This window comes from Burkholderia sp. Leaf177, from assembly GCF_001424345.1.
Lineage (GTDB): Bacteria > Pseudomonadota > Gammaproteobacteria > Burkholderiales > Burkholderiaceae > Caballeronia.
Genome location: NZ_LMPF01000023.1, coordinates 98,892 through 125,888, shown reverse-complemented (window position 1 = coordinate 125,888; position 26,997 = coordinate 98,892). Strand labels below are relative to the sequence as shown.

At 60.5% G+C, this 26,997-nt stretch carries 26 protein-coding genes; 15 read left to right on the top strand and 11 right to left on the bottom strand.

The features are described from left to right. Entirely contained in the window at window positions 1-711 is a 711-nt protein-coding gene (locus tag ASG35_RS21665) for an ArsR/SmtB family transcription factor (protein WP_056363724.1), read from the top strand. A gap of 14 nt (window positions 712-725) precedes the next feature. Here the strand turns inward: ASG35_RS21665 and ASG35_RS21660 are convergent, their stop codons facing one another. Beyond that, window positions 726-989, bottom strand: a complete 264-nt coding sequence (locus tag ASG35_RS21660) for a PepSY domain-containing protein (protein ID WP_056362498.1) — start codon at window positions 987-989, stop codon at window positions 726-728. 159 nt (window positions 990-1,148) lie between these two features. Between ASG35_RS21660 and ASG35_RS21655 the strand changes: the two genes are divergently transcribed. After that, window positions 1,149-1,646, top strand: coding sequence for a DUF6496 domain-containing protein (locus tag ASG35_RS21655; RefSeq protein WP_056362495.1), 498 nt, complete (start codon window positions 1,149-1,151; stop codon window positions 1,644-1,646). Window positions 1,647-1,722: 76 nt separating this feature from the next. Here the strand turns inward: ASG35_RS21655 and ASG35_RS21650 are convergent, their stop codons facing one another. Further along, window positions 1,723-3,051 carry an aspartate aminotransferase family protein gene (locus ASG35_RS21650; protein WP_056362492.1) on the bottom strand — a complete coding sequence of 443 codons (1,329 nt, stop codon included), beginning with the start codon at window positions 3,049-3,051 and terminating at the stop codon, window positions 1,723-1,725. Between the two features lie 182 nt (window positions 3,052-3,233). Between ASG35_RS21650 and ASG35_RS21645 the strand changes: the two genes are divergently transcribed. Beyond that, the gene (locus ASG35_RS21645; protein ID WP_056362489.1) at window positions 3,234-4,643 is read left to right on the top strand and encodes an aminotransferase-like domain-containing protein; all 1,410 of its coding nucleotides are present in this window, start codon (window positions 3,234-3,236) and stop codon (window positions 4,641-4,643) included. Between the two features lie 280 nt (window positions 4,644-4,923). Continuing rightward, on the top strand, window positions 4,924-6,654 hold the full coding sequence (locus tag ASG35_RS21640; RefSeq protein WP_056362487.1) for an Ig-like domain-containing protein: 1,731 nt from the start codon (window positions 4,924-4,926) through the stop codon (window positions 6,652-6,654). Between the two features lie 148 nt (window positions 6,655-6,802). Here the strand turns inward: ASG35_RS21640 and ASG35_RS31035 are convergent, their stop codons facing one another. The 3 genes from ASG35_RS31035 to ASG35_RS21635 form a co-directional block, all read right to left on the bottom strand. Beyond that, the gene (locus ASG35_RS31035; RefSeq protein WP_031363615.1) at window positions 6,803-6,964 is read right to left on the bottom strand and encodes a DUF1328 family protein; all 162 of its coding nucleotides are present in this window, start codon (window positions 6,962-6,964) and stop codon (window positions 6,803-6,805) included. A 245-nt stretch (window positions 6,965-7,209) separates the two neighbouring features. Then, window positions 7,210-7,374, bottom strand: a complete 165-nt coding sequence (locus ASG35_RS31610) for a hypothetical protein (protein ID WP_156393311.1) — start codon at window positions 7,372-7,374, stop codon at window positions 7,210-7,212. Between the two features lie 269 nt (window positions 7,375-7,643). Then, a complete protein-coding gene (locus ASG35_RS21635) occupies window positions 7,644-8,264 on the bottom strand; it encodes a LysE family translocator (RefSeq protein ID WP_056362484.1) in 621 nt (206 codons plus the stop codon). A 169-nt stretch (window positions 8,265-8,433) separates the two neighbouring features. Between ASG35_RS21635 and ASG35_RS21630 the strand changes: the two genes are divergently transcribed. The 6 genes from ASG35_RS21630 to ASG35_RS21605 all read left to right on the top strand — a co-directional run bounded on the left by ASG35_RS21630 (window position 8,434) and on the right by ASG35_RS21605 (window position 16,345). Then, window positions 8,434-10,695: a VTT domain-containing protein gene (locus ASG35_RS21630; RefSeq protein WP_082508576.1), complete on the top strand. Its 2,262-nt coding sequence runs from the start codon at window positions 8,434-8,436 to the stop codon at window positions 10,693-10,695. Beyond that, window positions 10,692-11,432 (top strand): endonuclease/exonuclease/phosphatase family protein, encoded by a 741-nt coding sequence (locus ASG35_RS21625; RefSeq protein WP_056362481.1) that lies wholly within the window; start codon window positions 10,692-10,694, stop codon window positions 11,430-11,432. Before ASG35_RS21630 ends, ASG35_RS21625 begins: the two co-directional genes overlap by 4 nt. Window positions 11,433-11,652: 220 nt before the next feature. After that, window positions 11,653-12,819: an HlyD family secretion protein gene (locus ASG35_RS21620; RefSeq protein WP_056362478.1), complete on the top strand. Its 1,167-nt coding sequence runs from the start codon at window positions 11,653-11,655 to the stop codon at window positions 12,817-12,819. Beyond that, a complete protein-coding gene (locus ASG35_RS21615) occupies window positions 12,816-14,384 on the top strand; it encodes a DHA2 family efflux MFS transporter permease subunit (RefSeq protein ID WP_056362475.1) in 1,569 nt (522 codons plus the stop codon). Before ASG35_RS21620 ends, ASG35_RS21615 begins: the two co-directional genes overlap by 4 nt. Before the next feature lies 1 nt (window position 14,385). Continuing rightward, a complete protein-coding gene (locus ASG35_RS21610) occupies window positions 14,386-15,921 on the top strand; it encodes an efflux transporter outer membrane subunit (protein ID WP_056363722.1) in 1,536 nt (511 codons plus the stop codon). Window positions 15,922-16,024: 103 nt separating this feature from the next. Beyond that, window positions 16,025-16,345 carry a YnfA family protein gene (locus ASG35_RS21605; RefSeq protein WP_056362471.1) on the top strand — a complete coding sequence of 107 codons (321 nt, stop codon included), beginning with the start codon at window positions 16,025-16,027 and terminating at the stop codon, window positions 16,343-16,345. A gap of 4 nt (window positions 16,346-16,349) precedes the next feature. On the opposite strand, the gene ASG35_RS21600 is transcribed toward ASG35_RS21605, so the two are convergent. Then, the gene (locus tag ASG35_RS21600) at window positions 16,350-17,375 is read right to left on the bottom strand and encodes a DUF2891 domain-containing protein (RefSeq protein WP_056362468.1); all 1,026 of its coding nucleotides are present in this window, start codon (window positions 17,373-17,375) and stop codon (window positions 16,350-16,352) included. Window positions 17,376-17,795: 420 nt separating this feature from the next. Here ASG35_RS21600 and ASG35_RS21595 point away from each other — a divergent pair, with 420 nt between their 5' ends. Next, entirely contained in the window at window positions 17,796-19,091 is a 1,296-nt protein-coding gene (locus tag ASG35_RS21595) for an MFS family transporter (protein WP_056362465.1), read from the top strand. A 40-nt stretch (window positions 19,092-19,131) separates the two neighbouring features. On the opposite strand, the gene ASG35_RS21590 is transcribed toward ASG35_RS21595, so the two are convergent. Both ASG35_RS21590 and ASG35_RS21585 read right to left on the bottom strand, forming a co-directional pair. Continuing rightward, entirely contained in the window at window positions 19,132-20,475 is a 1,344-nt protein-coding gene (locus ASG35_RS21590) for a type II toxin-antitoxin system HipA family toxin (RefSeq protein WP_056363720.1), read from the bottom strand. Continuing rightward, window positions 20,475-20,732: a helix-turn-helix domain-containing protein gene (locus ASG35_RS21585; RefSeq protein WP_056362461.1), complete on the bottom strand. Its 258-nt coding sequence runs from the start codon at window positions 20,730-20,732 to the stop codon at window positions 20,475-20,477. The genes ASG35_RS21590 and ASG35_RS21585 overlap by 1 nt, the downstream gene beginning before the upstream one ends. A gap of 397 nt (window positions 20,733-21,129) precedes the next feature. Here ASG35_RS21585 and ASG35_RS21580 point away from each other — a divergent pair, with 397 nt between their 5' ends. Further along, complete coding sequence (locus tag ASG35_RS21580; RefSeq protein ID WP_056362458.1) at window positions 21,130-21,786, top strand: hypothetical protein; 657 nt, start codon at window positions 21,130-21,132, stop codon at window positions 21,784-21,786. On the opposite strand, the gene ASG35_RS21575 is transcribed toward ASG35_RS21580, so the two are convergent. Together ASG35_RS21575 and ASG35_RS21570 are read right to left on the bottom strand one after the other, a co-directional pair. Next, window positions 21,783-21,962: a hypothetical protein gene (locus tag ASG35_RS21575; protein ID WP_056362454.1), complete on the bottom strand. Its 180-nt coding sequence runs from the start codon at window positions 21,960-21,962 to the stop codon at window positions 21,783-21,785. The two genes, ASG35_RS21580 and ASG35_RS21575, sit on opposite strands and share 4 nt — an antisense overlap. A 32-nt stretch (window positions 21,963-21,994) precedes the next feature. Then, window positions 21,995-23,077, bottom strand: a complete 1,083-nt coding sequence (locus ASG35_RS21570) for an AraC family transcriptional regulator (protein ID WP_235527670.1) — start codon at window positions 23,075-23,077, stop codon at window positions 21,995-21,997. Between the two features lie 148 nt (window positions 23,078-23,225). Between ASG35_RS21570 and ASG35_RS21565 the strand changes: the two genes are divergently transcribed. After that, entirely contained in the window at window positions 23,226-24,359 is a 1,134-nt protein-coding gene (locus ASG35_RS21565) for an acyl-CoA dehydrogenase family protein (protein ID WP_056363716.1), read from the top strand. A gap of 142 nt (window positions 24,360-24,501) precedes the next feature. Here the strand turns inward: ASG35_RS21565 and ASG35_RS21560 are convergent, their stop codons facing one another. Beyond that, a complete protein-coding gene (locus tag ASG35_RS21560; protein WP_056362452.1) occupies window positions 24,502-24,813 on the bottom strand; it encodes a DUF4148 domain-containing protein in 312 nt (103 codons plus the stop codon). A 285-nt stretch (window positions 24,814-25,098) separates the two neighbouring features. Here ASG35_RS21560 and ASG35_RS21555 point away from each other — a divergent pair, with 285 nt between their 5' ends. Beyond that, entirely contained in the window at window positions 25,099-25,476 is a 378-nt protein-coding gene (locus ASG35_RS21555) for a DUF427 domain-containing protein (protein ID WP_056362449.1), read from the top strand. A 152-nt stretch (window positions 25,477-25,628) separates the two neighbouring features. Then, complete coding sequence (locus tag ASG35_RS21550; protein WP_056363715.1) at window positions 25,629-26,963, top strand: LLM class flavin-dependent oxidoreductase; 1,335 nt, start codon at window positions 25,629-25,631, stop codon at window positions 26,961-26,963. The last annotated feature ends 34 nt before the right edge of the window (window positions 26,964-26,997 follow it).

Genomic DNA, 26,997 nt, shown 5'->3' with positions numbered 1-26,997 from the left:
ATGTCTCGTTTTCCCGCGGTTTCATCGGCGGCGTTTCTTATTTCGGACCCGACGCGCGCCACTATGCTGATGTCTCTCGCCGACGGCCGCGTGCTTCCAGCCGGCGAACTTGCACATGCGGCCGGCGTGACGGCGCAAACGGCCAGCTCGCATCTTGCCAAGCTGCTCGAAGGCGGATTGGTGGCGGTGGAAACGGAAGGACGGCATCGCTATTACAGGCTCGCCGGATCGCACGTCGCGCTGGCGCTCGAAAACCTTGCATCGATTTCGCCCGCGGGCGCGATACGCCGGATGCCGCGGGACGAACCCGCAAAACAATTGCAGTTCGCGCGATGCTGTTACGACCATCTAGCCGGCAGCCTCGGTGTGGCTGTGACGCGTGCATTGCAGGAGCGCGCGCTGATCGTGACGGCGGAGGACAAACAATTTGAAGTCACGCCGGATGGCATCGAATGGTTCGGCGAGTTGGGGCTGGACGTGCTCGCGCTCAAGGCAACGCGGCGAGGACTTGCGCGGCAATGTCTCGACTGGACGGAGCGTCGGCATCATCTTGCGGGGCCGTTGGGTGTTGCCCTGATGAGCCGTTTTTGTTCGATGGAATGGATGCGGCGCGTGAAGGCATCGCGCGCCGTTCAGGTCACGCCCAAAGGCTGGGAAGGTCTCAAGGAACGGTTGGGTCTGGACGAGCGCTCCGTGCACACGGACCTGTAATTACTACAACAGACTCATGGCTTAAGCTGGTTTTTTGTCAGTGCGCCGGAATGCGGATCGACGTGGATGTCATAGAACTGGCCTTGCTTGGTGGCTTCGCCTTCCCAATGTCCGTCGTCGGCTTCGAGGCGGACTGCGTCGTAACCAAGCGCCTTGACCTTGGCAATGGCAGCGTCCTTCGATATCCAGTCCGCGCCCGGCTGATCGTGCGCCACGGCTGCGCTGCTTGCTGCGAGGGCGAGTACGGTTGCGATCGCAATACCTGTTTTCTTCAACATTGGCTCTCCTTAATGATTCAAATTTGATGACCCATCAATCTAACATATAGCTTACGCGGATTGCGTGGCCCATCTCGCGGCCATATGACCACTGCGTTGGCATAAGCATTGCAAAGCTCAGCGTGTCGGACCAACGAGGTGTTTTCAAAGGAGTTCATCATGCCGGAGAAGAAAACCATCGAACAAGCGCGTGCGGCGAAACGCGCTGGCAAGTCGTCGAGCACGCAAGCCGGCGCGTTCGTGAAGGAGCAGATCGATCACGTGCGCGAAGGCAAGCATGGCGCGAGGTCGGCGAAGCAAGCCATTGCGATTGGCTTGTCGGAGGCGCGCAGATCGGGTGTGAAGGCGAAAGCGCCGAAGAAGGGTACGGCGTCGGAAGCCACGCGCAAGAAAGCCGCGAAGGATACGCAAGCAGGTCAGCACAAGACAAAACGAAGCGCGAGCACGGAGTCGAAGGCGAAGCGTTCGGCCACGTCCACGCGCGTGCTCAAGCGTGAAGGCACGAAGGCCGCTTCGCACGCTGCGCTGTCGCGGCAGACGCACGCAAGCGCGAGCCGGCGTTCGGCGGCTGACCGGTCGGCATCGGCGAAAAAGGGCTGGGCCACGCGGCGTAAAACGGCGTCATCGAAGGCGGGCGCAGCACGTCACGCACGCTAAAGCGAGGTACTCTCGGTAAGAAAAAGGCCGTTCCGATCATCGCCGGAACGGCCTTTCTGCTGTCGTGCAAGCCGCGTTACTTCACCGTTTCGAGCACCTTGCGAACCGTGCTGAAGATCTGGTCGATCTGATTGTCTTCAATAATCAGCGGCGGCGAGAACGCGAGAATATCGCTGGTGTATCGCACCAAAACACCCGCTTCGAAACATTTCACGAACGCTTCGTACGCGCGCGCGCCCGGTGCGCCATCGCGGGATTCCAGCTCGATACCCGCGACCAGCCCGAGATTGCGGACGTCCTTCACGTGCGGTGCATCGCGTAACGCATGGGCCGCAGCTTCGAACTTCCCGGCCTTCGATGCCGCGCGCTCGAACAATTGATCGCGTGCATACAGGTCGAGCGTGGCGATGGCGGCGGCTGCGGCCATCGGATGCGCGGAGTAGGTGTAGCCATGGAACAACTCGATGCCATTCACCGCGCCCGCGTTGACGACGGTGTCGTGCACATTCCGATGCGCGGCCACGGCGCCCATCGGAATGCTGGCGTTGTTGATGGCTTTGGCGAGCGTCATCAGGTCCGGCGTCACGCCGAAGAATTCAGCGGCCGTCGCCTTGCCGAGACGGCCGAAACCCGTGATGACTTCATCGAATATGAGCAGGATGCCGTGCTTCGTGCAAATCTCGCGCAGCTTCTGCAGATAGCCTTGCGGCGGCACGAGCACGCCCGTCGATCCCGCGAGCGGCTCCACGATCACCGCCGCGATCGTCGATGCATCGTGCAGCGCAACGATACGTTCGAGTTCTTCGGCGAGATGCGCGCCCCACGCCGGCTGGCCCTTCGAAAACGCGTTGTGATCGGGCGCGTGCGTATGCGGCAGATGATCCACGCCCGGAAGCAACGCGCCGGAGAATGTCTTGCGGTTCGGCCCGATTCCGCCCACCGAAATGCCGCCGAAACCCACGCCGTGATAACCGCGCTCGCGGCCGATCAGCTTCGTACGCTGGCCTTCGCCGCGCGCACGGTGATAAGCAAGCGCGATTTTCAGCGCGGTATCGACGGATTCGGAACCCGAGTTCGTGAAGAAGATCCGGTCGAGTCCCTCGGGCATGATCGCCGCGACTTTCGTGGCCGCCTCGAACGCGAGCGGGTGGCCCATCTGGAACGTCGGCGCGAAGTCGAGTGTGGCGGCCTGTTGCTGGATGGCGGCGACGATTTCATCGCGGCAATGGCCCGCATTCACGCACCACAGGCCGGCGCACCCGTCGAGGATTTCACGGCCATCGGTTGATTTGTAGTACATGCCCTTCGCGCCTTCGATCAGGCGCGGCGCGGCTTTGAATTGCCGGTTGGCGGTAAAAGGCATCCAGAACGACGAAAGGTCGTCGATGACGGGGCGCGAAGTCATGTGAAATCTCCTGTTAGAACACGCAATGTATTCCTCGATAAAAACGCGCGGCATAGACAGTTGTCCTGTCGCGTGAAGAACTGTGCTGGCAGAATGGCAAGAACTGTATCGGCCGAGCGTCGGCGCATGCGGCAGACTGCTCTGGACGCGCACTTATCTGATCATCCTCTTTTCCGCGACTCATGATCGAACTTCAATTGGACCGTGGCCGGACGCAGGCGACGCTCGTCGAGCAACTCGTCAACGCGTTTTCCGACGCGATCGAGCAGCAGACGTTGCGCGCCGGCGCGCTGCTGCCATCGGTGCGCCAACTCGCGCAGACCGAACGCCTCAGCACGTTCACAGTAACCGAGGCATATGGACGCCTTGTGTCGATGGGACTCGTGGTCGCGCGGCGCGGCTCCGGTTACCGGGTGGCGGCGCGCACGGCTGCCGCGCCCCGGCGCAGCGTGACGTGGCAGCCGCCGAGTCTCACCGCGACGTGGTTGTTGTCGGACGTATTCGCGGATCATTCCGTGCCCATCAAAGCCGGTTGCGGCTGGTTGCCGAACGAGTGGGTGAACGAAAGCGGCTTGCATCACGCGTTGCGATCGGTGAGCCGCGTGCCGGCCGCGCGCATGGCGGACTACGGGCATCCGTATGGTTTCGCGCCGCTACGCGAACGCATCGCCGAGCAGCTCGATCGTCACGGTTTGCCGGCGGACCCTGCTGCCAATGTGTTGTTGACCGCGGGCGCCACGCAAGCGCTGGATCTGATCGTGCGCACCCTTTTGCGTCCTGGCGACAGGGTCGTGGTCGAAGATCCGGGGTATTGCAATCTGCTTCAGATCCTGCGGCTTTCCGGGCTGACTGTGTTGGGCGTTCCGCGCACGCCGGCGGGTATCGATACCGACGTGTTCGAGCAGCTCGTGCTCGAACACAAGCCCAAGGCGATCTTCGTCAACACGACGCTGCAAAATCCGACCGGCGCCACCTTCGGCATGGCCGCAGCTTTTCGCCTGCTGCAGATTGCCGAGCGCCACGGCTTGTGGGTCGTGGAAGACGATGTCAGCCGCGAGCTCGCGCCTCCCGGCGCACCGCTTTTGGCCGCGATGGAAGGGCTGAACCGTGTCCTTTATATAGGCGGTTTTTCGAAGACGATCACGCCGGGGCTGCGCTGCGGTTACGTGATCGCCGAGCGCGATGTGCTGCGCGAGCTTGCGCGCACGAAGATGGCTGTCGGGCTGACATCATCGGCGGCAACGGAGCGGATCGTCGAGAAGGTGCTGACTGAAGGACGCTACGCGCGGCACGTGGAGGCGGTGACCGAGAAGTTGAAGGACGCGCATTTATGCGTGGAGGAGCGCATGGATGCACTGGGGCTCGAGGTGTTTTGCAGACCGCGCGCCGGACTGTTTTTGTGGGCGCGGTTGCCGGTTGAACCGGCGCAGGCGAGTGAGCTCGCGACGCAGGCGCTGGAAGACGGCATCTGGCTGGCTCCGGGCTCTTATTTCCGTCCCGCCGATGCCGCAAGCGAGTGGTTTCGATTCAACGTGCCGTATTCGACGGACGACGCGTTGTGGGAGTTTGTTGGGAGGTGGAAAGAGAGCTGATGTTTGCAATCCAGCAAACGACGGAAGGCTTCACTTTGTAGTTCATGAAATTCGATTTCGAGATAGAACTTTCCTGCGGACGGGAATTCAGTTCTAAAGAGGCCAGTCGACGGCATATCTGTAAGACTGTTTCGCATTTAGGAATAATCGTGTAGTTAGTTTCATCTTTTGCCGACAAACTGGATTTGGCAGCAAGCGCCATATTGACCGGTGTTTAGTTGCCAGCAAGCGTGTAGGGGCAGGTCCACGCTTCCCACATAAGCAAATAAAAAGGCAAAAAATGACACTACAAACTTACGAACCTTCTACCGCTGTCATCACTTCCGTCGGAACTGCAACAAGCGGCGGCGTAGCGAACAGCACGAAGCCTGTAATCACCGGGACGGCGGACGCGGGCAATATCGTGGAGGTATATGACGGTATCCGGCCACTTGGATCGACGCTGGCGGACAGCAATGGCTATTGGGAACTCGCTACGGTAGCGGATATCAAGACCGGCTCGCACTCATTCGCCGCTATTGCGCACGATACCTTGGGAAACTTCGGGGCTTCGTCAGCGCTTGTGCACGTGGCAATTAGTGCAGCAACATTGCCGGCGCCGGTTGTGACTCATATCGCGACTTCGGACGGCGACGCTGTTCCGATTGGTGGCGCGACGTATGACACAGCACCCAGCGTGAGCGGTACGGGAAAATCAGGCGACACAATCTCGTTGTACGACGGTACGCATCTCATCGGCACAGCGGTAGTCGACGTTTCGGGTCAGTGGTCGGTTACAACCCCCGACGAACTCGTTGATGGCCGGCATGATTTCTACGCCATCGAAACAAATACGGCTGGAGCGCATAGCGCGGAGTCGAATCATGTGGCGCTGACCATCGATACTTCGACACCCTCCGCTCCTGTGATCCTGGGAATGCTGGATCACGTTGGGCCCGTCCAGGGTCTGGTAGCGGGGTTCAGCGTCATCGACGATTCTCGTCCGACAGTGTTTGGCACGGGCCAGCCCGGCGAAGTCATTAGCTTGTTGCAGGGTATGGCCGTTGTCGGTTCAACAGTTGTTGGTGCTGATGGCACATGGGCAGTCCGGCCAGACGCCATCATGTCCGACGGTACTTATCCAGGCTTTCGTGCAATGGCGACCAACGCGGCGGGAACGGAAAGCTCTTGGGCCAAATCGCTGTACTGGTTCACGATCGACACATCTACGCCTGGAGCCCCTGCGATCACCGGAGTTTCAGACGGGCTTGGGTCTTTGATTGCACCGGGCGGAACCACCGACGTGACGCGGCCGGTCATCAGCGGCAGCGGTCAGCCGGGTCATCTTGTCAATGTGTACGATGGCTCGACGCTCATTGGCAGCAGCTACGTGGACGGTTACGGAAACTGGACAGTCCATCCAGCCGCGGCCTTGAGCGCAGATGTGCATAATTTGAGCGCTATTGAACTGACCCGCGCTGGCGTTCCGGGTGCAACGTCCAAGCACTTCCTGTTCTTGATTGAAACCCCGGTACTCAAGTCGGGCATGCATATATCGGATGTGCTCGATCACAGCGACACTGCAAACGTAGCAGGACACGAAACGTCGGTACATGCGGTGACACCAGGCGAGGGTACAACCGAGGCTTCAAGTGCTTTCCATGTTACGAGCGATCACGGCATCATCGATCTGACTTCGTTCGCGGCCAAACCAATCGAGTCGAAGCCGCTAAACGGTGAAGCAAGTAGCGGTGTAAGCCAGCACGCCATCCTCAAACTTTCGCTCGCCGATGTGCTCAACGCCGGCGAACAAGATCTTTTCCACAAGGACGGCAAGCAGCAACTGATTGTCAATGGGAAGGAAGGCGACACTGTCGATCTGTCGAATGCACATGTCGCCGGGCTTGCTGACGGCGAATGGCAGCAGCACGGCACTGCGCAGGTGAGCGGTGTTACTTACAACGTCTATGAGCATTCGGGTGCCCACGCTGAATTGCTCGCTCAGCAAGACATTCAGGTCGTCGTTCATTGATCCGATAACCGGCGTTGGCAGGCATGAAAGGGCGGTTTAAAGCATGAGCGGAAGGTGCTTGCCCAAGCACCAACACATAAAAAAAGCGCGAGCATGCTCGCGCTTTTTTATTCCCGACGATGCCGCTGCATTCAGCGGCACCGGGGTTTCATCGCCTGAATACGCCGAGCAGCAGCGTTGCCAGGAAGATCACGATGAAGATGAAGAACAGGATCTTCGCGATCTCGGTTGCGCCACTAGCGATACCGCCGAAGCCAAAAAACGCCGCGATGATCGCGATGATGAAAAAGATGACAGCGTATCGAAGCATGAAGCCCTCCAAAGGGTCGATTTATCGGATTGGTTTGCGTGCTGGCTTGACGCCCGGCCGCTTTGATTGCTTGAAATGCCGCTGTGTCCTGCAGCGCCGAAGGTAGAGCAACCCTCGTGCCCAAAAGCGCTTCACAACAATAAAAAGGGCAGCATGAACAAAAAAGTACAAAAAAGCCGCACTGCGTTGCGCAAGTGCGGCGGATGCGGCGCGCCGGTCAGGGCGCGTAAAGTGGCTGGGGCGTGTTATCGGCGGGACGTGCCGGTGTCGGGTTCGTCGTCGAGATCGTCTTCGTCGACGTTGTTTAGCGCGTCCGGCAGGTTGTTCTCGAGTTCATCGCGTTCAATTTGATCGGCGAGGTCGAGGGACTTGCGTGTTGCGGGACCGGACGGGCGGTTAGCTCCAGACATGGCGACTCCTTGGGAGATTTCAAAGCCGCGCCAACAGGGCGCGAGTTGATCGGGAAGCAAGCTTCGTACATGCCTGTCGATCCCCCGGTACGGCGGAATGGGCGCAAGTCTTGCCGCTATGAACGGCTAAAGTTGCAATGAGGCTGCATATTTTGCGCGGCGGCAGGCAGGTTCAGTATGCGCCGCCTAAGACAAAATAGGCTGATTCCTAATATTGAAAATGAAACGGGAATCTGTTGCTGCAACGTGTGGCTCGCTGATTACACGCTCTACACAAATGCGCGTTCAAGAATCGGATAAAGCGACAGCACGAGCAACGCGGCCATGGTCCAGTTGAAGACGCGCAGCCAGCGCGGGTTGGTGAGCAGATTGCGCATGGACGTACCGAACGCGGCCCACAAGATGATGCAAGGCATCCCGACCACGATGAATACCAGCGCCATGAGCACGGCGTTCATCGAAATGCTGGAGTGCAAGTGGATGGTGGTTGCGGCTGTCAGGACCATCATCCATGCCTTCGGGTTGATCCACTGGAACGCGGCGGCTTCAATGAAACGCATGGGGCGGCGCTCGCCGTCGCGTACTTGCACCGCCGATGACGTCGCAATCTTCCACGCTAGATACAACAGATACGCCACGCTCAGCGTTTCGAGCAACGTGTAAGCCCAGGTGAAATGCGCGAGCGCCTGCGCCACGCCGAGACCCGCCAGGATCATCAGGATGGCCACGCCCGCGCTGATGCCGAACACATGCGGCATGGTGCGACGCAGTCCGAAGTTCACGCCGGATGCCAGCAGCATGGTGTTGTTCGGGCCAGGCGTGATGGACGTCACGAGTGCGAACAGGAGGGCGGCGGGCAGCGCGGTCATCAAAGCGGCATCGAGATGCATGGCATTTCCTGGTCGGGCAAAATTTCGAGATCAATTGCGCCAGTTTATGAGAATGGATCGGTACAGTACCGGTACAGATTTGCGGATCATTTCCTATACGGTGCTTAAGAATTCGGCGCTCTTCTTGCCGCAGTGCAATGCCGGGCACGGTGCTTGCAAAAAACTTTCGATGCGCCCCGACCCTCTCTCCAGCGATTCATCCGCGTTTTCTCAGCCCGGCCACAATTGCGACAGCGTTCGCCATGCCGATCGATTCAGCTTGTTGATCGATGGCTCGGATTACTTCCGCGTGCTGCGCGAAGCGATCACGCGCGCGCAGCGCACGGTTTTTATCCTCGGCTGGGATATCGACAGCCGCATGAAACTGACGCCGGAAGGCAACGACGACGGATACGCCGATGCTCTCGGCGATTTCCTGCACGACGTCGCGGCAACGCATAAACGGCTGCGCATCTACATTCTCGCGTGGGATTTCGCGATGCTTTATGCGTTCGAGCGTGAGTGGCTGCCGGTCTACAAGATGGGTTGGCGTTCGCATCGGCGGGTCGCTTTTCAGATGGACGGCAAGCATCCAATGGGCGGCTCGCATCATCAGAAAGTCGTGGTGATCGACGACAAGCTCGCGTTTGTCGGCGGTCTGGATCTCACGCGTTCGCGCTGGGACACGCCGCGACACGATGCCGATGACCCCTTGCGTCGCGACGCAAACAGCGAGCCATATCAACCGTTTCACGACGTCCACACGATGTTCGACGGCGACGCCGCGCGCGCCATGGGCCTGCTCGCGCGCGAGCGCTGGCAGCGCGCTTGCGGGCGGCGGTTTGCGATCCGCTCGCATCGGGCGATGTCGGACAGCGATCCATGGCCGCCGTCGCGCGCGGTCGATCTGGAGAATGTGGACGTGGCGATTTCGTTGACCGAGCCCGCGTTCAGCGGCCGGCCAGCCGTGCAGCAAATCCGCCAGCAATATCTCGATGCCATCGGGTGCGCGCAACGCAGCATCTATATAGAGAACCAATATTTCACGGCGGGTTCTATCGGCGGGGCGTTGAAGGCGATGCTCGAAAAGCCCGATGGTCCCGATATCACCATCGTCGCGCCGCGCATGCAAAGCGGCTGGCTCCAGGAAATGACGATGGGCGTGTTGCGCGCGCGGCTGCACCGGATGCTAAAGGAAGCCGATGCGCACGACCGATACCGCTTGATGTCGCCGAGCGTGCCGGGGCTGGATTCGGGCTGCGTGAATGTGCATAGCAAGCTGATGATCGTCGATGACAACTTGTTGCTGGTCGGATCGGCGAATCTCAACAACCGCTCGATGGTGCTCGACACCGAATGCAACATTGCGATCGATGCCAACGGTAATCCACGCATCCAGGCCGCGCTTGCCCGCATGCGCAATTCGCTGCTCGCCGAACATCTCGGCTGCGAGATCGGCGAACTGGAGGGCGAACTCGGCGCACGCCACGGCATGAACGACGCAATCGCGGCGCTGATGAAAGACGCCGCCGAACACAGGACGCTGGAGCGCTTGAACCCGACTGTCACGCCGGATGTCGACCGGCTGGTGCCGCCGGAAGCGTTGATCGATCCGGAGAAGCCGGTCGAGGCCGAGCAACTTGTCGGACAGTTCGTGCCGGTGGAAAAACCGCATCGGCTGATTGGAAGGTTCGCGTTGCTCGGCGTTCTGGCGCTGCTGATCGTAGGGTTCGCCGCGGCCTGGCACTGGACGCCGCTCGGCGACTATCTCAACCTAGCGGCGCTCGCGCGCCAGACGCGTCGTATCGATACGCTGCCGCTTGCGCCGCTGTGGATCCTGCTTGCGTATGTGCTTGCCGCGGTTGTATCGATACCCGTCACTTTGCTGATCGCAACCACTGGCCTCGTTTTCGGCGCCGCTTGGGGCAGTTTCTATGCGCTCGTTGGAACGCTTGTAGCGGCGGCCGTCACGTACTTGCTCGGCGAATGGCTTGGCCGCGACGTGGTGCGCCGCGTGGCCGGCGCGCGCGTGAACAAGCTCAGCGAGCGCGTTGCGAAGCGCGGACTGGTCGCCGTCGTCATCCTGCGCATCTTGCCGGTTGCGCCGTTCACTATCGTGAATCTGGTTGCCGGCGCTTCGATGATCGGCTTGCGGGATTTCATGCTCGGCACGTTGATCGGCATGGGGCCGGGAATCTTGCTGACAGTCGCCTTCGCGCATCAACTGGTGGCATCGCTGCAGCATCCGACAGCCATGTCGTTTGGCGTGCTGATCGGAATAGGCGTGACGCTCGTGGCGATATCGGTGCTGTTGCAGCGCTTTCTCGGCCGTAAGGAACGCGCTGAGGAAGGCGAGCGCCAGCGCAAACGCGCAGTGCAGCCGCCGCATGAACGCGTTGTGGATGTGGAAGTCGAAGCGCCGAAAGAAGCGCAACGCGAGGTGAGTCAATGACATCGATGCATGAGGTTCGTATCGAACCGCCTTCGGCATCGCTCGCTACACGCGGCCTGCGGATCGCGACTTACAACGTGCACGGCGCGGTCGGCGTGGACGGCAAACTCGCGCCGGAACGGATCGCGGCCGTGCTTGCCGAAATCGACGCCGATATTTTCGCGCTCCAGGAAGTGCCTTTAGGCGGCAGCGATTCACCCGACGTGCTCACGCTGCTCCAGCGTCTTACCGGCCTTCATGCGGTGGAAGGTCCCACACTCGATACCCCCGCGCGGCGCTACGGCAATGCCGTGCTGACGCGCTTTCCGGTGCGCGCAGTGCGCACGCTCGACCTTTCGTTCAAGAGCCGCGAGCCGCGCGGCGCGCTGGATGCGGATATCGATTGCGGCGGGGAAACGTGGCGGGTCGTGGCGACGCATCTCGGGCTGGCATCGAGTGAAAGACGCGCGCAAGTGGAGCAAGTGTTGCAACGTTTCGATACGCCCGAGTTGCCCGTCATTCTTCTGGGCGATCTCAACGAATGGTTTATTTATGGGCGCACGCTGCGTCGGTTGGTCTCGCATTTTTATCGTGCAAGTTCGCCGAAGACCTTTCCCACACGATATCCATTGTTCGCGCTAGACCGGATCTGGGTGCATCCGGGCGAGCGTCTCGTGAAGGTCGAGGTGCATAAAAGCGCATTGGCGCGCGTTGCGTCGGATCACTATCCGCTGATCGCGCATTTGTCGGCGCTTTGATGCACCACGCAGGTCTGCTTACTATCTGTAATCTCGAACGCTCGTGGCATTAGGCGTCGCATGCGCACCGCCGAGGCATAAGGTTTGCTACTGCACTGCGCTTGGCGCTGATCCACTTGGCTGAACATCTTCAGCGCACAGTACCCATTCCGTCGACCTCTTGCCTGGCGTGAGGAGTTGCTCCTGCGCGCTTCAGGTTTGAACGAGTGAGAGAAGCCTGATGCCTGATCAAGACGAAAAACCCGACCACGACGCCGAGCATCCCGCCGATAAAAACGAAGACGCGAAGGACAAATCCGGCAACGATAAAAAGCAGGGCGACGACACGGAAAAGAAGGATGGCAAGAAGAAAGGCCCCGGGAAAAAGCCGCTCATCATTCTGGCTGTCATCGTCATTCTTATCATTATCGCGGGGCTGATCTGGTGGTTCGCGACCCGTAATCAAGTCAGCACGGACGACGCCTATACCGACGGCGATGCGGTCACCATCGCGCCGAAGGTCTCGGGTTATGTCGTGGTCATGAATCTGGGCGACAACAAGTTCGTCCATAAGAATGACCTCCTGATCAAGATCGATCCTCGCGACTATCAGGCGCAACTCGATCAGGCCAACGCGCAGCTTGGCCTGGCGAAGGCCCAGCTCAACGCGGCGCAAGTGCAGCTCGCTATCGCGCGGGTGCAGTTCCCGGCGCAATTGACGCAAGCCAAGGCGCAGGAACAATCGGCGCAAGCCAACTTGACGCAAAGCCGCGCGGCTTATGAGCGCCAGCGTTCGGTGGACGTGCGCGCAACGTCGCAGCAAAACATCGATACCGCGACCGCGCAGCAACAAAGCGCAGCCGCCAACGTGGCGCAAGCTCGCGCGCAGGTCAAGACCGCGAGTCTCGTGCCGCAGCAGATCAGCCAGGCGCAGGCTACGGTCGACGAACGCCGCGAACAGGTTCATCAAGCCGAAGCGCAGGTTGAGGCAGCCGCGCTCAATCTCTCGTACACGGAGTTGCGAGCGCCCGCCGATGGCTGGGTCACGAAGCGCAACGTGCAATACGGAAGCTTCCTGCAAGCGGGCACATCGATCTTTTCGCTCGTGACCACGACCGTCTGGATCACCGCGAACTTCAAGGAATCGCAACTCGAGCGCATGCGTCCGGGCGACGCCGTGGACGTGGCCGTCGATGCTTATCCCGACCTGAAACTGCACGGTCACGTGGACAGCATCCAGCTTGGCAGCGGCTCGCGTTTCTCGGCATTTCCCGCTGAAAACGCGACGGGAAACTTCGTGAAGATCGTGCAGCGCGTGCCGGTGAAAATCGTGATCGATAACGGCATGCAACCCGACTTGCCATTGCCGCTCGGTCTTTCCGTCGTACCGAAGGTGATGCTGAAATGAGCGAGCGCGCCGACTGGAAGCCGAAGTCCAACCCGTGGCTGATCGCGGTTGTGGTCACGCTCGCGGCGTTCATGGAAGTGCTCGATACCACCATTGTCAACGTCGCGCTGCCGCACATTTCAGGCGCCATGTCGGCTAGCTACGACGAAGCAACATGGACGCTGACGGCGTATCTGGTGTCCAACGGCATCGTGTTGCCGATCTCCGCGTTTTTCTCGAAACTGCTGGGACGCAAGCGTTATTTCCTCATCTGCATTGCAGCTTTCACCGTCTGTTCGCTGCTGTGCGGCCTTGCCACGGACCTGTGGCAACTGATCGTTTTCCGGATCCTTCAGGGTTTCTTCGGCGGCGGATTGCAGCCTAATCAGCAGTCCATCATATTGGACACGTTTCCACCGGAGCAACGCGGCCGCGCGTTTTCGATATCCGCCGTGGCGATCGTCGTTGCGCCCGTGGTCGGTCCGACGCTCGGCGGCTGGATCACCGACAACCTCACGTGGCGCTGGGTGTTCCTGATCAATGTGCCCATCGGCGTGATCACGACCATTGCCGTGATGCAGTTCGTGGAAGACCCGCCGTGGGAGAAGAAAAAAGACCGCAAGGAACTCGGGCTGGATTACATCGGCATCGGTCTGATTGCGCTTGGCCTCGGTTGCCTGCAAGTGTTCCTCGATCGCGGCGAAGACGACGACTGGTTCAAGTCCGGCTTCATCACCACGTTCGCGATCCTTTCTTTGATCGGCATTGTGGGCGCGATCTTCTGGCTGCTCTATGCGAAGAAACCGGTCGTGGATTTACGCGTGCTCAAAGACAAGAACTTCGCGTTGAGTTCCATTTGCATGGTCGGATTCGCCAGCATTCTTTATGGCAGCGCAGTGCTCGTTCCGCAGCTCGCGCAACAACAACTCGGGTACACCGCGACGCTCGCTGGGCTCGTGCTGTCGCCGGGAGCGATGTTGATCGTCGCCATCATTCCCATCGTGAGCAAGCTGATGCCGATCATACAAACGCGCTTCCTGGTTGCGTTCGGTTTCTTCCTGATGGCGTGCGCATTGTTCTTCACGCACCACCTCGTGCCGAACATCGACTTCAAGACGCTGACCATCATGCGAAGTTCGCAATCCATTGCCATCGCGTTCCTGTTCGTGCCGATCACCACGCTCGCGTATCTGACGCTCAAGCCATCGGAAAATGCGGACGCGTCCGCGCTCTTCACGATGTTCCGCAACGTCGCGGGATCGATCGGCATTTCGCTTTCCACCGCGATGATCGTCGAGCGCACGCAGGCGAACATGGCCCACATGTCGGTGCATATGACCACGCTCAATCCCAACTACAACGATTCGATACAGCGCCTGACACGCACGTTGATGGACATGGGCCAGACCATGCAGCAAGCCATGACGACGGCAACGGGCCTCATGTACAAGCAGTTCATATCGCAGTCCACCATTCTTGCTTACCTCGATGTATTCGGCGCCGTCGCGATCTTCGCGCTGTGCTTCGTCCCGGTGACGTTTTTCTTTTCACCTGTGAAAGCGTCGGGTGGCGGAGGAGGGCACTGAGATGAGCAAACGCCTGACTTCCTTGTCGCTTGCAGTTCTTGCATTGGTCACGAGCGCGTGTTCGGTCGGCCCGAACTTCACGCAGCCCGACGCGAAAGCCCCTGAAAACTGGCGCGACCTGCAGCGCGTGCAGAACCCGCCCGACGACATGCGCATTCCGCATGCGGGCGTGCCGACCATCATCGATACAAACGCGAATCCCGATCCGCGCTGGTGGCGCGCGTTCAACGACGCCACGCTCGACTCGCTGATCGATCGCGCGGCGGCGGGCAACCTCGATTTGCAGAGCGCCGTGCTGCGGATCACGGGCGCGCGTGAGCAAGCGGTCGCGGCCGGCGCGCAGGGTTTGCCGCAGGTCAGTGCAAACGCGAGTTACATGCGCGAGCAGCTTGGGCTCAAGGGCATACTCGAATCGCAGGGCGCGCTCGACCAGGTCAACGCGCTCGGAGCCAATGCGCCACGCGTGCGCAGCGCGATCGATTCGGCGACCGGTCCCGTGAATCTCTTCCAGGATGGCTTCGATGCATCGTGGGAACTCGATCTGTTCGGCCGCGTGCGCCGCTCCGTGGAATCGGCGAACGCGCAGACGCAATCCGCTATCGAAAATCGTAACGATGCCCTCGTCTCGCTCGAAGCCGAAGTTGCTCAGACGTATTCCCAATTGCGCGGCGCGCAGTTGCTCAAGCAAATCACGCTTGCGGAAATAGATTCGGAGCAGCAGATTCTCGACTTGACGCGGGAGCAGGCGCGTGTCGGCTTGACGAGTCAAAGCGACGTACAAAGCGCGACGGCGCAAGTCGGATCGCTTCAAGCACAGCTTCCTCAATTCGATGCACAGATTGCGCAGGCCATGAACGGCCTCGCCGTGCTGACGGGCAACGCGCCGGGAGCGCTCGACGCCGAACTCGAAACGCCCGGCGCCGTGCCGCCCGCGCCGCCGAGCGTGCCGATCGGTTTGCCATCCACATTGGCGCGGCGGCGTCCGGACATTCGTCGCGCGGAAAGCGATCTGCATTCGGCGACGGCCGAAGTCGGCGTGGCCGTGGCGCAGATGTACCCGGATATATCGTTGACGGGAAGCGTCGGAACGCGTGCAACACGCGCGCGATATCTCGCGCATTGGTCCAGCCTGTTTTATTCGGTGGGCCCGAGCATTTCCTTGCCGATATTCGAAGGCGGCGCGTTACGGGCGAATGTGCGGATCGCGAAATCGCAGGCTGCGGAAGCGGCGTTGCAGTATCGATCGACGGTGCTGAAGGCGCTGCAGGACGTGGACAATGCGCTGGTTTCGTATCGGACGGATCAGGATCGGCGCGAGGCGCTCACGCGGACCGTGGAGGCGAACCGCATCAATCTGCAGCTCGCCACCGATAGCTACAGGAAAGGGCTCGTGACCTTCATCACGGTTCTCGATGCCGAACGGCAACTCGCGTCCACGCGTCAGCAACTCGCGCAATCGACGGTCAGCGTGACAACCGATCTGATCGCGGTGTACAAGGCGCTCGGCGGCGGATGGGAGCAGGACGGAACGAGTTGACGCAGAATTTACTTGCGTCAGGCCGCGCGCTGGGTTCTGCTGTCGTTCCTTTGCGTCCATTGCGTCCTTCGCGTGCTTTGCGTCCTCGCTCGAGTTTCCATCCATGAAGACTTTCCTGCTTTATGTCCTCACCGCCATCGCCGAGATCGTGGGCTGTTATCTTCCGTATCGATGGTTGAAGGAAGAGGGCTCGCCGTGGCTTCTCGTGCCGGGCGCGTTGTCGCTGGCGCTGTTCGCGTGGTTGCTTACATTGCATGCAAGCGCGGCCGGACGTGTTTATGCAGCGTACGGCGGCGTGTATATCGCGGTTGCGATCATGTGGTTGTGGGCCGTCGAGCGGATTCGCCCGTCCAGCTGGGACTGGGCCGGAATGGCGATCGCGCTGGTGGGCATGAGCGTGATCGCGTTCCAGCCGCGTGGTTGAAGTCTTATGCTTCCAGTGCCAGCAGCGCGAACGTGGCAAGCCAGTGTTCGCCCATGTAGTCGCCCGCCACGTGCGCCAGACCCGCTGCAAGATGCTCGCTGGCGGTGGATTCGAGCGCGCCGATGCGTGCATCGCCGGATTTCAGTGAGCGTGCGAGCGAACGCTGGCACCACGCGCGGCTCAGGTTCAAGCCGTCGAGATGCGCGAGCTTGCCGTCGCTTCTGTCCGTGACCGTTGCGGGCGTGAAAAGCGTCGCCGGTTCGCGCGCGGCCAGTTGCGGCAGGAAGCGGTCGAACCATCCTTCGAACTCGGCCGCGGGCAACACGCGCCGCATTAACTCGGCTTCCATCAGCGATGACGACAGGAACTCGTCGCCGGCCGGCTCCCACGCCTGACAGGCGGCATCGTTCAAATACCAGCGGCGCGCGGTATCGATGATCAAGGTTTCGAGCGACGCATTGCCCACTTCCCGCGCGTAACCCACCGACAACGTCAGCGCAAATGCCGTATTGAAATGCGTGCCGACGCGCAGCGGATACGTGCACTTCGGCAGGAACTCCGTGAAGCGATCCACAAAGGCCGTAGCAAGCGGCCTGAGCGTGCTGGCCCAGCGCTCGCCTTCCGGCGTTTTCATCGATTCAAGCTGGCCTGCAAGCGCGAGCAGCCACGCCCAGCCGTAGGGCCGCTCGAATCCGCGCGCTTCCGGACGCTCCAGATACGCGACTTCGGCGGCAACGTTCGCCGGCGTGAAATGTTCATCGATCAACGCGCGAATCTGCGATGCTTCCGGCAAATTCGGAAACCGCGCGATCAGCCTCGCGATCAGCCAGTAACCGTGAACGCACGAGTGCCAGTCGAAGCTGCCGTAAAAGATGGGGTGAAGCGCGCGCGGACCTTTTACATCGGCGGCGCTGCCCATTACGTGTTCGAGTTTGTTCGGATATTCGCGCGTCAGGTGACCGAGGGCCAACGTGGCGAATTTCGATGCAAGGGCGGCGTCGAACGTCTGATTCGATGACTGCGGGTTCATTGCGTTCTCCAGGAAAATCGGGCGTCCGCAATTATGGCAATAGTTGGGCGTGTTGTTTGTCCTGCTTGCTTCCCTCGATCAGGGTAATTACCAGGCGCTTGCGCGGCTTCAGGTTGTAAGGTTTATTCGCTTGATGCCGGTTGTGCGCTCGAACGGCCGCGAACCGTTGATATGCCTGAAATGCCCGCTGCAAAAAGGACTATGGCCGAACCGGTCCTGACACCATTCTTTCTTTAAGCACTGCGCCGTAAGCATTAATACGGGTGACTGTCATAACGCGCCAAGCTTCTGCACGTCGTATAAACTTGCGCCCGAACGCTTCTTTGTTACGCATGGCGTCATTTTCTCCACCGGCATCCGACCGGTTCAAGAGCGGCCACAAGCCGCCGTTTTTCGTTAAGCGACAGGAGTCCAACCAGCATGGCCGAACTAGCCCTCTCCAAATCAGCAGATACCCGGCGTCGTGTTCTCGCGATCGTCGGTGCATCGTCGGGCAATCTTGTCGAGTGGTTCGACTTTTATATCTACTCGTTCCTCGCGCTGTATTTCGCGCCGGCGTTTTTCCCGAGCGGCAATCCGACCACGCAATTGCTCAATACCGCCGGCGTGTTTGCGGCAGGCTTCTTGATGCGGCCTATCGGCGGCTGGATGTTTGGCCGTATCGCCGATAAACACGGCCGCCGCACTTCCATGATGATCTCCGTGCTGATGATGTGCGCGGGATCGCTCGTGATCTGTTTCCTGCCGACGTATTCGAGCATCGGTGCATGGGCGCCGTTTTTCCTGCTGATCGCGCGGCTGTTCCAGGGTTTGTCGGTGGGCGGCGAATACGGCACGAGCGCAACGTATATGAGCGAAGTGGCGCTTCAGGGGCGGCGCGGGTTTTTCGCATCGTTCCAGTACGTGACGCTGATCGGCGGGCAACTTGCCGCGTTGCTGGTGCTGGTCGTGCTGCAACAAGTGTTGAGCACTGAAGAACTCAAGGCGTGGGGATGGCGCATTCCGTTTGGCATCGGCGCGATGGCGGCGCTTGTTTCGCTGTATCTGCGTAAATCGCTCGATGAAACCACGACCGCCGAAACTCGCAAGCTCAAGGAAGCCGGCACGCTGCGCGGCCTCATGCAGCACAAGACCGCGTTTTTGACGGTGCTCGGTTTCACGGCTGGCGGCTCGCTGATCTTCTACACGTTCACCACGTACATGCAGAAGTATCTGGTGAACACGGCCGGCATGCACGCCAAGACGGCGAGCAACATCATGACCGCGGCGCTCTTCGTGTACATGATCATGCAGCCGGCGTTCGGCGCATTGTCGGACCGGATCGGGCGGCGTACATCGATGATCTGGTTCGGCGCGCTTGCGACCATTTGCACCGTGCCCATCCTCCATGCGTTGAAGGACGTCACGAGTCCCATCGTGGCGTTCGTGCTGGTCGTGATCGCGCTGGCTATCGTGAGTCTTTATACGTCGATCAGCGGTTTGATCAAGGCCGAAATGTTTCCCGCTGAAGTGCGTGCGTTGGGCGTGGGTTTGTCGTACGCGGTGGCGAACGCCGTGTTCGGCGGCTCGGCCGAATACGTGGCGCTGTTCCTCAAATCCATCGGCAGCGAATCGACGTTCTATTGGTATGTGACGGCGCTCTGCGCGATCGCGGGCATTGTCTCGTTCCGGATGCGCGATTCGTCGAAGGAAGGTTATTTGCGCGACGTCCCTTGATGAACGGGTAAAGCAAACAGGACCTTCGGGTCCTGTTCGTTTATGTGCGTGGCATGGCTTCGAGTACGGCGATAGTTCTGCGAAGTCCATCGAAGATGCGATCCGATACCTTGGCCGGAAAGCCCTCGGGCAACTGCGCCGCGACTTGCTCGATCACGCGCGGCGTGTCTTCAATCAGGCGCTGGATGATCGGTTCGGCCGTGTTGCCGTACGAGCACCTCGGCGCCATGGCGTTGAAGTGGCGGCGCTGGACATCGCGAAAAGCATAGTGACGATTCTTGCCGCTTATGGCCATTGCCAGCTTCGCCTTGAACCACGACCATTGGCTCGCGCCCTTGCCTTCCACGGGCCAGATCGACATGACGTCGTAGAGAGGCGTCATTCTGAACTCGCCGCGCGGCAGGATGCGGATGCTGAAATTTTTCGCGTGACCATCGGGCGCGGCAAGCAGCCAGAAGAGGATCTGCGCGGTCAGCAAGGTCTCGACATCGTCACGTGCCTCATTGGATTGCTGCAGCACGCGAGCCAGATCGATCACGCCCGGGCCGCCTTCGTTTTCGTATTTCTTGTGCGATGGCAGACCCATTACCTGGCAGAAATCTTCTTGCGGCAAACGCATCAACCATTTGCCGCTCGAATGCATCTGGCGGTCGAAGCGCTTGACGCTCAGCACGCGTTGCTTGCCAAATGTCTCGATGCTCGTCTCGGCGACCGGCAAACCGTAGGCGCGCAATAGATGCATGCATAGCCATTCGTTTTCCACCGATGCAGTCAGGTCAGCCCGCCGGTTGCCGACCAGACCGAGCGGAAGCTTCAGGATGTGCGTGGTCGGCGTTGCGCCGTGCGGTTTCATCCACTGGCCGTCGTGCCAGAGCAGCGCGGTTTTTTCCTGCGCGCCGGCGAGCGAGATCCGGAAATCGTCTTCGTCGTCCTGCGCGCCGAAAGCAAAGCTGCCGGCCGTCTGGGTCAGCAACGCCTCGATGTCACGTTCGGTTAGCGGCGTTCCGTCGATTTGATGCACGCCCGACGGTTCTTCATCGATACCAAGAAGCTGGACCGCACCCACGCAGTCTCGCCCGATTGCCTGCAGCAGGTCGAAGGTGTCGAGCGTGTCGGTCCTGAACCGCCGGCCGATGCGCTGGCGAATCGCTTCGCTGTCCGGCAGGAGGTTGTCGAAGTAATTCAGCACGCGCTCGCCCTTGAGCGGGGCGTTATCGAGCGGAATGGGCAGTGAAAGCGACAACGGCCGTCCGATGTCGGAGTCGGCCCACACCGCGTCATACTCGAATTCCATTGGACCGCGGTTGGGAATCCGCCAGACGCCCATGCGAACGCCGTTGGCCCATACGGACAACGCGCGGGAATGTGGCTTCCGCCCGGTCATCACCATTCCGCTGCGGATCCGGAAAAGGTTTCGGCGGGGGCGTCGCGGTCCTCGGCCTGCAGTTGCAGTCCGTATGCGCCGAAAAGCGCCAGCAACTGGTTGAGCGTCAATGTGCCGGAATCGGCTTCAATAGCGGAGATACGGCTTTGGCTCACGCCAATACGGACAGCGGCTTCGGCCTGCGTCAGGCTCGCGCGGCGCCGTCCCGCTGCAAGGATTTCGCCCATTTGATGGGAGGTAGCAATGGTTTGCCGCATGGCGATTTATCTGTGACACGAATAAATGCAGTTTATTCGTGTGGCGAATATCTGTCAAATATCTGTGTGGCGAATAAATGCAATTTATCTGCCACACGAATAATCGTCGTTCATTCGTGTGGCAGATATCGGCCGGAGAGGCACGGTGCATCAGGTCTGCTGAAAGACAGAAACTCGTGAAACCGAGCGCTCTGTGTCAAACCTGCGGGTTTTCACGCTTCTTCAGACAAAACGCACAATATCGAGATGACGGTAAGATGCGGTCAGATGCCCTCAGGCGACGCCATTGATCACGTTCGGCGCGTCGCCGCAATGACGGGCTCGCCAGGACCCGAGCGTTGAGCGCATGTGCTCCGCTGCGCGACGTTTGCGAGTCCGTCTGCTTGGAGACTAGCCCATGGAAGATTTCGATGAAACGTTGTACGTCGTGTGGCGAGCCAACTTGAACGTGCTCGCGGGATCGCCGGCGGGCGGCGCACGGATCGCGCGCATGATGAGCTTTTCGCCGTCGCACATGAAACTGATCCTGGCCGGCCGGCGCGATTTCAGCGAGGAGTTCATCCGCGGCGTGGAAACGGTGACCGGTTTGCCGCCGCGCTGGATGGACGATCGCCACGACAGACGCGACATTCCGCCCGAGACGCAGCGCGCGATGGACGAGGAAGCGCCGGCCGCCGTCTTTCGCGGCAATGCGCACCCCGCGCCCAAGCGACCGGTTTTGCGCGGGCCGGAACCGTTGTTGTCGCAGACGGAAGCAACGCGGCGCATTGCCGATCAAGCCCTGCAGCAGGGCGAAACGCTACGTCGTGACCAGATTTTCCGGCGCAACCGCGATTTGCTGCTGACCGATCTGCGTCGCGTGGAGCGGCAACTGTCGATGGTGCAACTCGACAACATCAACGCGCGTGCCGAGGACCTCGCCGCGTCGGATAAGCTCGACGCGCCCGTGCGCGCTGATCTGGCGGGTCGCATTGAACAGATCGACAAACATCGGGCAATGCTGATGCAGCACGTCGAGAAACTGGCGGTCTTGCTGACCGGCCTGGAAGATTAGCCCGGCGGCTTTTTGTGCGACCCGGATTCCGGATCGAATGAAATGGCGATCGGGTCGCTCGCCGGGAAGCTTTCGTCCAGTGCTTCGTCGAGCGCGGACTCCACGTGTTCGGCCTCTTCGGCCTGTTCGGACGCGTGCTCGGGCTGTTGAAGCGGTTTCGTTTTCGCTTGCGGCATGGCGGCTCCTTGAGTGAACCAGCAGGTTTTCACTATAGCGGTTCTGATGCGCCGCGCGCTCGGCGCACTTCACGATAAGCCGCCGGACGCACGCCCGTCCATTTCCTGAACGCACGATGAAACGCGCTCGGCTCGGCGAATCCCAACGCATGCGCGATTTCCGCGATGGTCTCGGTGGTATCGGCGAGACGCGCAATGGCGAGGTCGCGCCGAAGTGCATCGCGGATCGATTGATAGGTCGCACCCTCGTGCCTGAGGCGCCGGCGCAGCGTGGCTTCCGCCATGTTCAACGCGGCCGCGAGCCGTTCGCTGTCCGGCCATTCGGCGGGCGCCGACTGGCGCAGCTTGCGGCGAATTCGTGCCGCAAGCGAATCCGGATTGCGATATTTCACGATGAAGTTCGCCGGCGCCTCGCGCAGGAAAACCTTCAGTGAGGCGCTTGTCTGGACCACCGGCAAACGCACGCAATCCGGCGCAAGATCCACATACGATGCCGCTTGTCCAAAACGCATGTCCTCGCAGAACATCAGCTGATATTCGTCGGCGGCGCGTGGTACCGGACAGCGCAAATGTGCTGTCAGGACCGGGATGCGCCGGCCCACGAGCCAGCACAACAATCCGTAGATCATGATGAACGCGGTCGCGTAGGCGAACATGGGGCGCGGGGCGCTGGCATGGGTATCGACGAGGCGGATTCTCAAGTGCGTGGCACTGACTTCGAACTCGCATCGCAGGTCGTCCAGCACGAGCCGCAGGAAACCGGCTATGCGTGTCAGAGCCTGAGCGCCATCGCGGGAATCGAGCGCGGCCTGGCAGAGCAACGCGAAGCTGCCGCGGCGCATCGGGTGGCTGTCCTGGGCGAAAAATTCGTCGTCGAGCGCGTCGGCAATCGCGCTCCACAAACGCCCGTATTGCGCAGCCGACACACGCGCGAGCGGCGCCGCAAGCGATGCGGCCAGAATGCCCGCCTGCTCGAGCAGCACATTGCGTCCAATGCCGCGCCGCTCGGCGCAACGCAGCGCTTCTTCGACGAAATCCACGGCGATGGTGCCGCGTTCGCCGTTTCTATCGTGGGCAATCTTCAGCCGTGGTTTGTCCGTAATTCGGGTAGTCACTAGGTGGCGAAATCGCTCAGGAAGCTTGATCGTTCGAGGCATCGTCGAAGCGGGTCGCAACGCCTACACTCCGGTTCGACGGCGCACGCATTTTAAACCGACCTTCAGCCGCGTTTTTCAAGTATTCCACACGAGCCAGACCGCCATGATCGACAGTTTCCTGACCGATGACCAACGCATGATCCGCGACGCCGCGCGCGACTTCGCCACCGAAGTGCTCGCGCCCCACGCAGGCGAATGGGACCGCGCCGCCCAATTGCCCGACGCCGTCGTGCGGCAACTCGGCGAACTCGGCCTGCTCGGCATGATCGTGCCCGCGGAGTGGGGCGGCACGTTCAGCGACTACGTGGCGTATGCGCTGGCGATCGAGGAAATCGCGGCCGGATGTGCTTCATGTTCCACGCTGATGGCCGTTCACAACTCGGTGGGCTGCGGTCCAATACTGGCGTTCGGCACCGACGCACAGAAGGCCGAATATCTGCCGAAACTCGCGACGGGCGAGATCATCGGCGCGTTTTGCCTGACCGAGCCGCAAGCCGGATCGGAAGCGAACAACCTGAAGACGCGCGCCGTTGAACGCGATGGGCAATGGGTGTTGTCGGGCTCGAAGCAGTTCACAACGAACGGCGCGCGCGCCGGCATGGCAATCGTTTTTGCGGCGACGGATCCGGAACTCGGCAAGAAGGGGATATCGGCGTTTATCGTGCCGACCAGCACGCCGGGTTTCAACGTCGGCCGTCCCGAACACAAGATGGGCATTCGCGCTTCCGATACCTGCCCGATAACCCTCGACGACTGCACGATTCCCGCGGCCAATCTGCTGGGCGCGCGCGGCGAGGGCTTGAAGATCGCACTGGCGAATCTGGAGGGTGGACGCATCGGCATCGCGGCGCAGGCGGTGGGCATCGCGCGCGCTGCGTTCGACGCCGCGCGCGCCTACTCGCACGATCGCGTGCAATTCGGCAAGCCGATCAGGGAACATCAGTCGGTCGCCAACCTTCTTGCCGATATGCAAACCAGCCTCAACGCCGCGCGTTTGCTGGTGTTGCACGCGGCTCGCATGCGCACGGAAGGCTTGCCGTGCCTGAGCGAAGCGTCGCAGGCAAAACTGTTTGCGTCCGAGATGGCGGAGCGCGTTTGCTCGCAAGCCATTCAGATTCACGGCGGCTACGGCTATCTGGAAGACTATCCGGTAGAGCGTCATTATCGCGATGCACGCATCACGCAGATCTACGAAGGCACGAGCGAAGTGCAGCGTCTGGTGATTGCGCGCCAGCTATAAGCGGTTAAGTTATTCCGAATTGCTTCTCCCGCAAACCCTCACCACGAACTCCCGCAAAAGCTCACCGGCGTTCGCGTTCCACCAAAACAAAACCCCGCGCCGAAATCCGGCGCGGGGTTTTTCAATGCTCAGCTACTAACGCTTACGGACGGTTGTAATCCGCCGCGTTGCCAACCGACAAAGCCGGTGCGCCCGACGCCGACGTGCCGCTCACCGACGATCCATAGCTGCTTTGCGCAACGCCATCCTGTGCGGAAACGCGCTGCTCCGCTGCCTGGATGTTCGCCGGATATTGCGTGCGATCCGATGCCGGGTTGTAGCCGGCTTTCTCGAGTTGAACCAGCTCGGCGCGAACCTGGGTCCGCGTGACCGTGCCGTTGCTTTGCGCGAATGCAAAACTCGGCGCGGCCAATGCCGAAACGATCACGACTGCGGGAATGAGTGCCTTGAACATGATGAACCTCCAATGGTTATCGATTACGAAGCTTGCGGTGTCGGCGTTCGTTATGGCAGATCGCTGATCGGCATCGCTTGTTTCGATCCGTGAAAAGATCTTATTCCTCGGCGATCTAGGTAAATACCCTTAAATAGTAAATACACTGTTGTGATCCGACGAATAAAACATCCGGCGTCGGAGCATTGGCAGGCCTGGGAAACCGCCATGTACGGCAGAAAAATCGACTTTCCGATACGCTAAAAAACGCGGCATCACCTAACCCGCAGTCCAGGAGCAGCAGCCATGACCAAGACAGTGAAGATTCCAGGGCCCGACCATCCGATCACGATCGAGCCGAACCCGTCGCGCATTACGGTGTCCATCGGCGGGCGCGTACTCGCCGATACACGCGAAGCGCTGACCGTGCGCGAAGCATCGTATCCGCCGGTCTATTACATTCCGCGCAAGGACGTGGACATGTCGCTGCTCGAACGCACCGATCACGCGACGTATTGCCCGTACAAAGGCGAGTGTTCGTACTACAGCATTCCGCTTGGCGGCGAACGTTCGGCGAATGCTGTCTGGACTTACGAAGACACATATCCGGCCGTCGCGGAAATCAAGGGTCATCTCGCGTTTTATCAGGATCGTGTCGATGCATTCGAAGTCCATGCTGCGTGATTAAACCCGTGTGGCTCTCACGTTGAACGCCGTTTGTGCACGTTTTTGCCACCCGACGTATTTTACGGATGGCGACCGTTCACCAACGGTGTGCGCGCCTCTTTTCGAAGATGCACGCAAAGACATTCTTATCAACGCTCGAGCGGAGTTTTATGACCACGCAACGTCGCTTGCGGCTGGGCGCTTTCATGCGGCCGGCCACCATTCACGCCGGGGCGTGGCGTTATCCCGGCGCGTTCCCCGATGCCAACTTCAACTTCGCTCACCTCAAGCGGTTCGCGCAGACGCTCGAGCGCGGCCGTTTCGATGCGTTTTTCATGGCCGATCATCTCGCCGTGCTCAACATGCCCACGCAAGCGTTGAAGCGAAGCCACACGGCAACCTCGTTCGAGCCGCTTACGTTGCTCTCGGCCCTCGCCGCGGTGACGGAGCACATCGGGCTGATTGCGACGGCGTCCACCACGTTCGAAGAGCCTTATCACGTGGCTAGGCGATTTGCATCGCTCGATCATTTGAGCGGCGGACGAGCGGGCTGGAACCTCGTAACCACGGCCAATCCCGACGCCGCGCTCAACTTCGGCCTCGACGAACACGTGGAACATGGCGAGCGCTACAAACGCGGCCGCGAGTTCTTCGATGTCGTGACGGGGCTTTGGGACAGCTGGGCCGACGACGCTTTCATCCGCGACGTGGAAAGCGGTACGTTCTTCGATCCCGCCAAGATGCACGTGCTCGATCACAAGGGCGAAAGCCTCTCGGTGCGCGGGCCGCTGAATATCGCGCGGCCGGTGCAGGGCTGGCCGGTCATCGTGCAGGCGGGGTCGTCGGAAGCGGGACGGCAGATCGCGGCCGAGACCGCCGAAGCCGTGTTTGCCGCGCCGAAAACGCTCGCCGAGGGCCAGCGTTTCTACGCCGATGTAAAAGGCCGCATGGCCAAGCTCGGCCGCGATCCCGAACATCTGAAGATCTTGCCGGCGGCGTTCGTCGTGGTCGCGGATTCGCTCGATGAAGCCCAGGAAAAGCGCGCGCGCCTCGATACTTTCGTGCACTACGACAGCGGTATTGCATCGCTTTCCATTCTGCTCGGTCACGACGTTTCCAGCTTCGATCCCGACGGTCCGTTGCCCGGGATTCCGGAGACGAACGCGAGCAAAAGCAGCCGCGAGCGCGTGATCGAATGGGCGACCCGCGACAAGTTGACGATCCGCCGGCTTGCACAACGGGTGGGCGGTTATTCGGGACTGGAGATGATCGGCACGCCTTTCATGATCGCCGACCAGATGGAGCAATGGCTTGTCGAGGCAGGTTCGGATGGCTTCAATGTGATGTTTCCGTACCTCCCGGGCGGCCTGGACGATTTCGTCGATAAAGTCGTGCCCGAGTTGCAGGCACGCGGCATTTTCCGGCGCGAGTACGAAGGCCGTACGTTGCGGGAAAATCTCGGTTTGCCGCGGCCGGAGAACCGCTTCTTCCAAAACGAACGATGACGCGGCGCGAAACTCCAGACAAGACAGCGTATAA

Coding starts and splice junctions, on each gene's coding strand:
- ASG35_RS21665 (WP_056363724.1), top strand. CDS start 1: ATGTCTCGTTTTCCCGCGGTTTCATCGGCGGCGTTTCTTATTTCGGAC.
- ASG35_RS21660 (WP_056362498.1), bottom strand. CDS start 989: ATGTTGAAGAAAACAGGTATTGCGATCGCAACCGTACTCGCCCTCGCA.
- ASG35_RS21655 (WP_056362495.1), top strand. CDS start 1,149: ATGCCGGAGAAGAAAACCATCGAACAAGCGCGTGCGGCGAAACGCGCT.
- ASG35_RS21650 (WP_056362492.1), bottom strand. CDS start 3,051: ATGACTTCGCGCCCCGTCATCGACGACCTTTCGTCGTTCTGGATGCCT.
- ASG35_RS21645 (WP_056362489.1), top strand. CDS start 3,234: ATGATCGAACTTCAATTGGACCGTGGCCGGACGCAGGCGACGCTCGTC.
- ASG35_RS21640 (WP_056362487.1), top strand. CDS start 4,924: ATGACACTACAAACTTACGAACCTTCTACCGCTGTCATCACTTCCGTC.
- ASG35_RS31035 (WP_031363615.1), bottom strand. CDS start 6,964: ATGCTTCGATACGCTGTCATCTTTTTCATCATCGCGATCATCGCGGCG.
- ASG35_RS31610 (WP_156393311.1), bottom strand. CDS start 7,374: ATGTCTGGAGCTAACCGCCCGTCCGGTCCCGCAACACGCAAGTCCCTC.
- ASG35_RS21635 (WP_056362484.1), bottom strand. CDS start 8,264: ATGCATCTCGATGCCGCTTTGATGACCGCGCTGCCCGCCGCCCTCCTG.
- ASG35_RS21630 (WP_082508576.1), top strand. CDS start 8,434: ATGCGCCCCGACCCTCTCTCCAGCGATTCATCCGCGTTTTCTCAGCCC.
- ASG35_RS21625 (WP_056362481.1), top strand. CDS start 10,692: ATGACATCGATGCATGAGGTTCGTATCGAACCGCCTTCGGCATCGCTC.
- ASG35_RS21620 (WP_056362478.1), top strand. CDS start 11,653: ATGCCTGATCAAGACGAAAAACCCGACCACGACGCCGAGCATCCCGCC.
- ASG35_RS21615 (WP_056362475.1), top strand. CDS start 12,816: ATGAGCGAGCGCGCCGACTGGAAGCCGAAGTCCAACCCGTGGCTGATC.
- ASG35_RS21610 (WP_056363722.1), top strand. CDS start 14,386: ATGAGCAAACGCCTGACTTCCTTGTCGCTTGCAGTTCTTGCATTGGTC.
- ASG35_RS21605 (WP_056362471.1), top strand. CDS start 16,025: ATGAAGACTTTCCTGCTTTATGTCCTCACCGCCATCGCCGAGATCGTG.
- ASG35_RS21600 (WP_056362468.1), bottom strand. CDS start 17,375: ATGAACCCGCAGTCATCGAATCAGACGTTCGACGCCGCCCTTGCATCG.
- ASG35_RS21595 (WP_056362465.1), top strand. CDS start 17,796: ATGGCCGAACTAGCCCTCTCCAAATCAGCAGATACCCGGCGTCGTGTT.
- ASG35_RS21590 (WP_056363720.1), bottom strand. CDS start 20,475: ATGACCGGGCGGAAGCCACATTCCCGCGCGTTGTCCGTATGGGCCAAC.
- ASG35_RS21585 (WP_056362461.1), bottom strand. CDS start 20,732: ATGCGGCAAACCATTGCTACCTCCCATCAAATGGGCGAAATCCTTGCA.
- ASG35_RS21580 (WP_056362458.1), top strand. CDS start 21,130: ATGGAAGATTTCGATGAAACGTTGTACGTCGTGTGGCGAGCCAACTTG.
- ASG35_RS21575 (WP_056362454.1), bottom strand. CDS start 21,962: ATGCCGCAAGCGAAAACGAAACCGCTTCAACAGCCCGAGCACGCGTCC.
- ASG35_RS21560 (WP_056362452.1), bottom strand. CDS start 24,813: ATGTTCAAGGCACTCATTCCCGCAGTCGTGATCGTTTCGGCATTGGCC.
- ASG35_RS21555 (WP_056362449.1), top strand. CDS start 25,099: ATGACCAAGACAGTGAAGATTCCAGGGCCCGACCATCCGATCACGATC.
- ASG35_RS21550 (WP_056363715.1), top strand. CDS start 25,629: ATGACCACGCAACGTCGCTTGCGGCTGGGCGCTTTCATGCGGCCGGCC.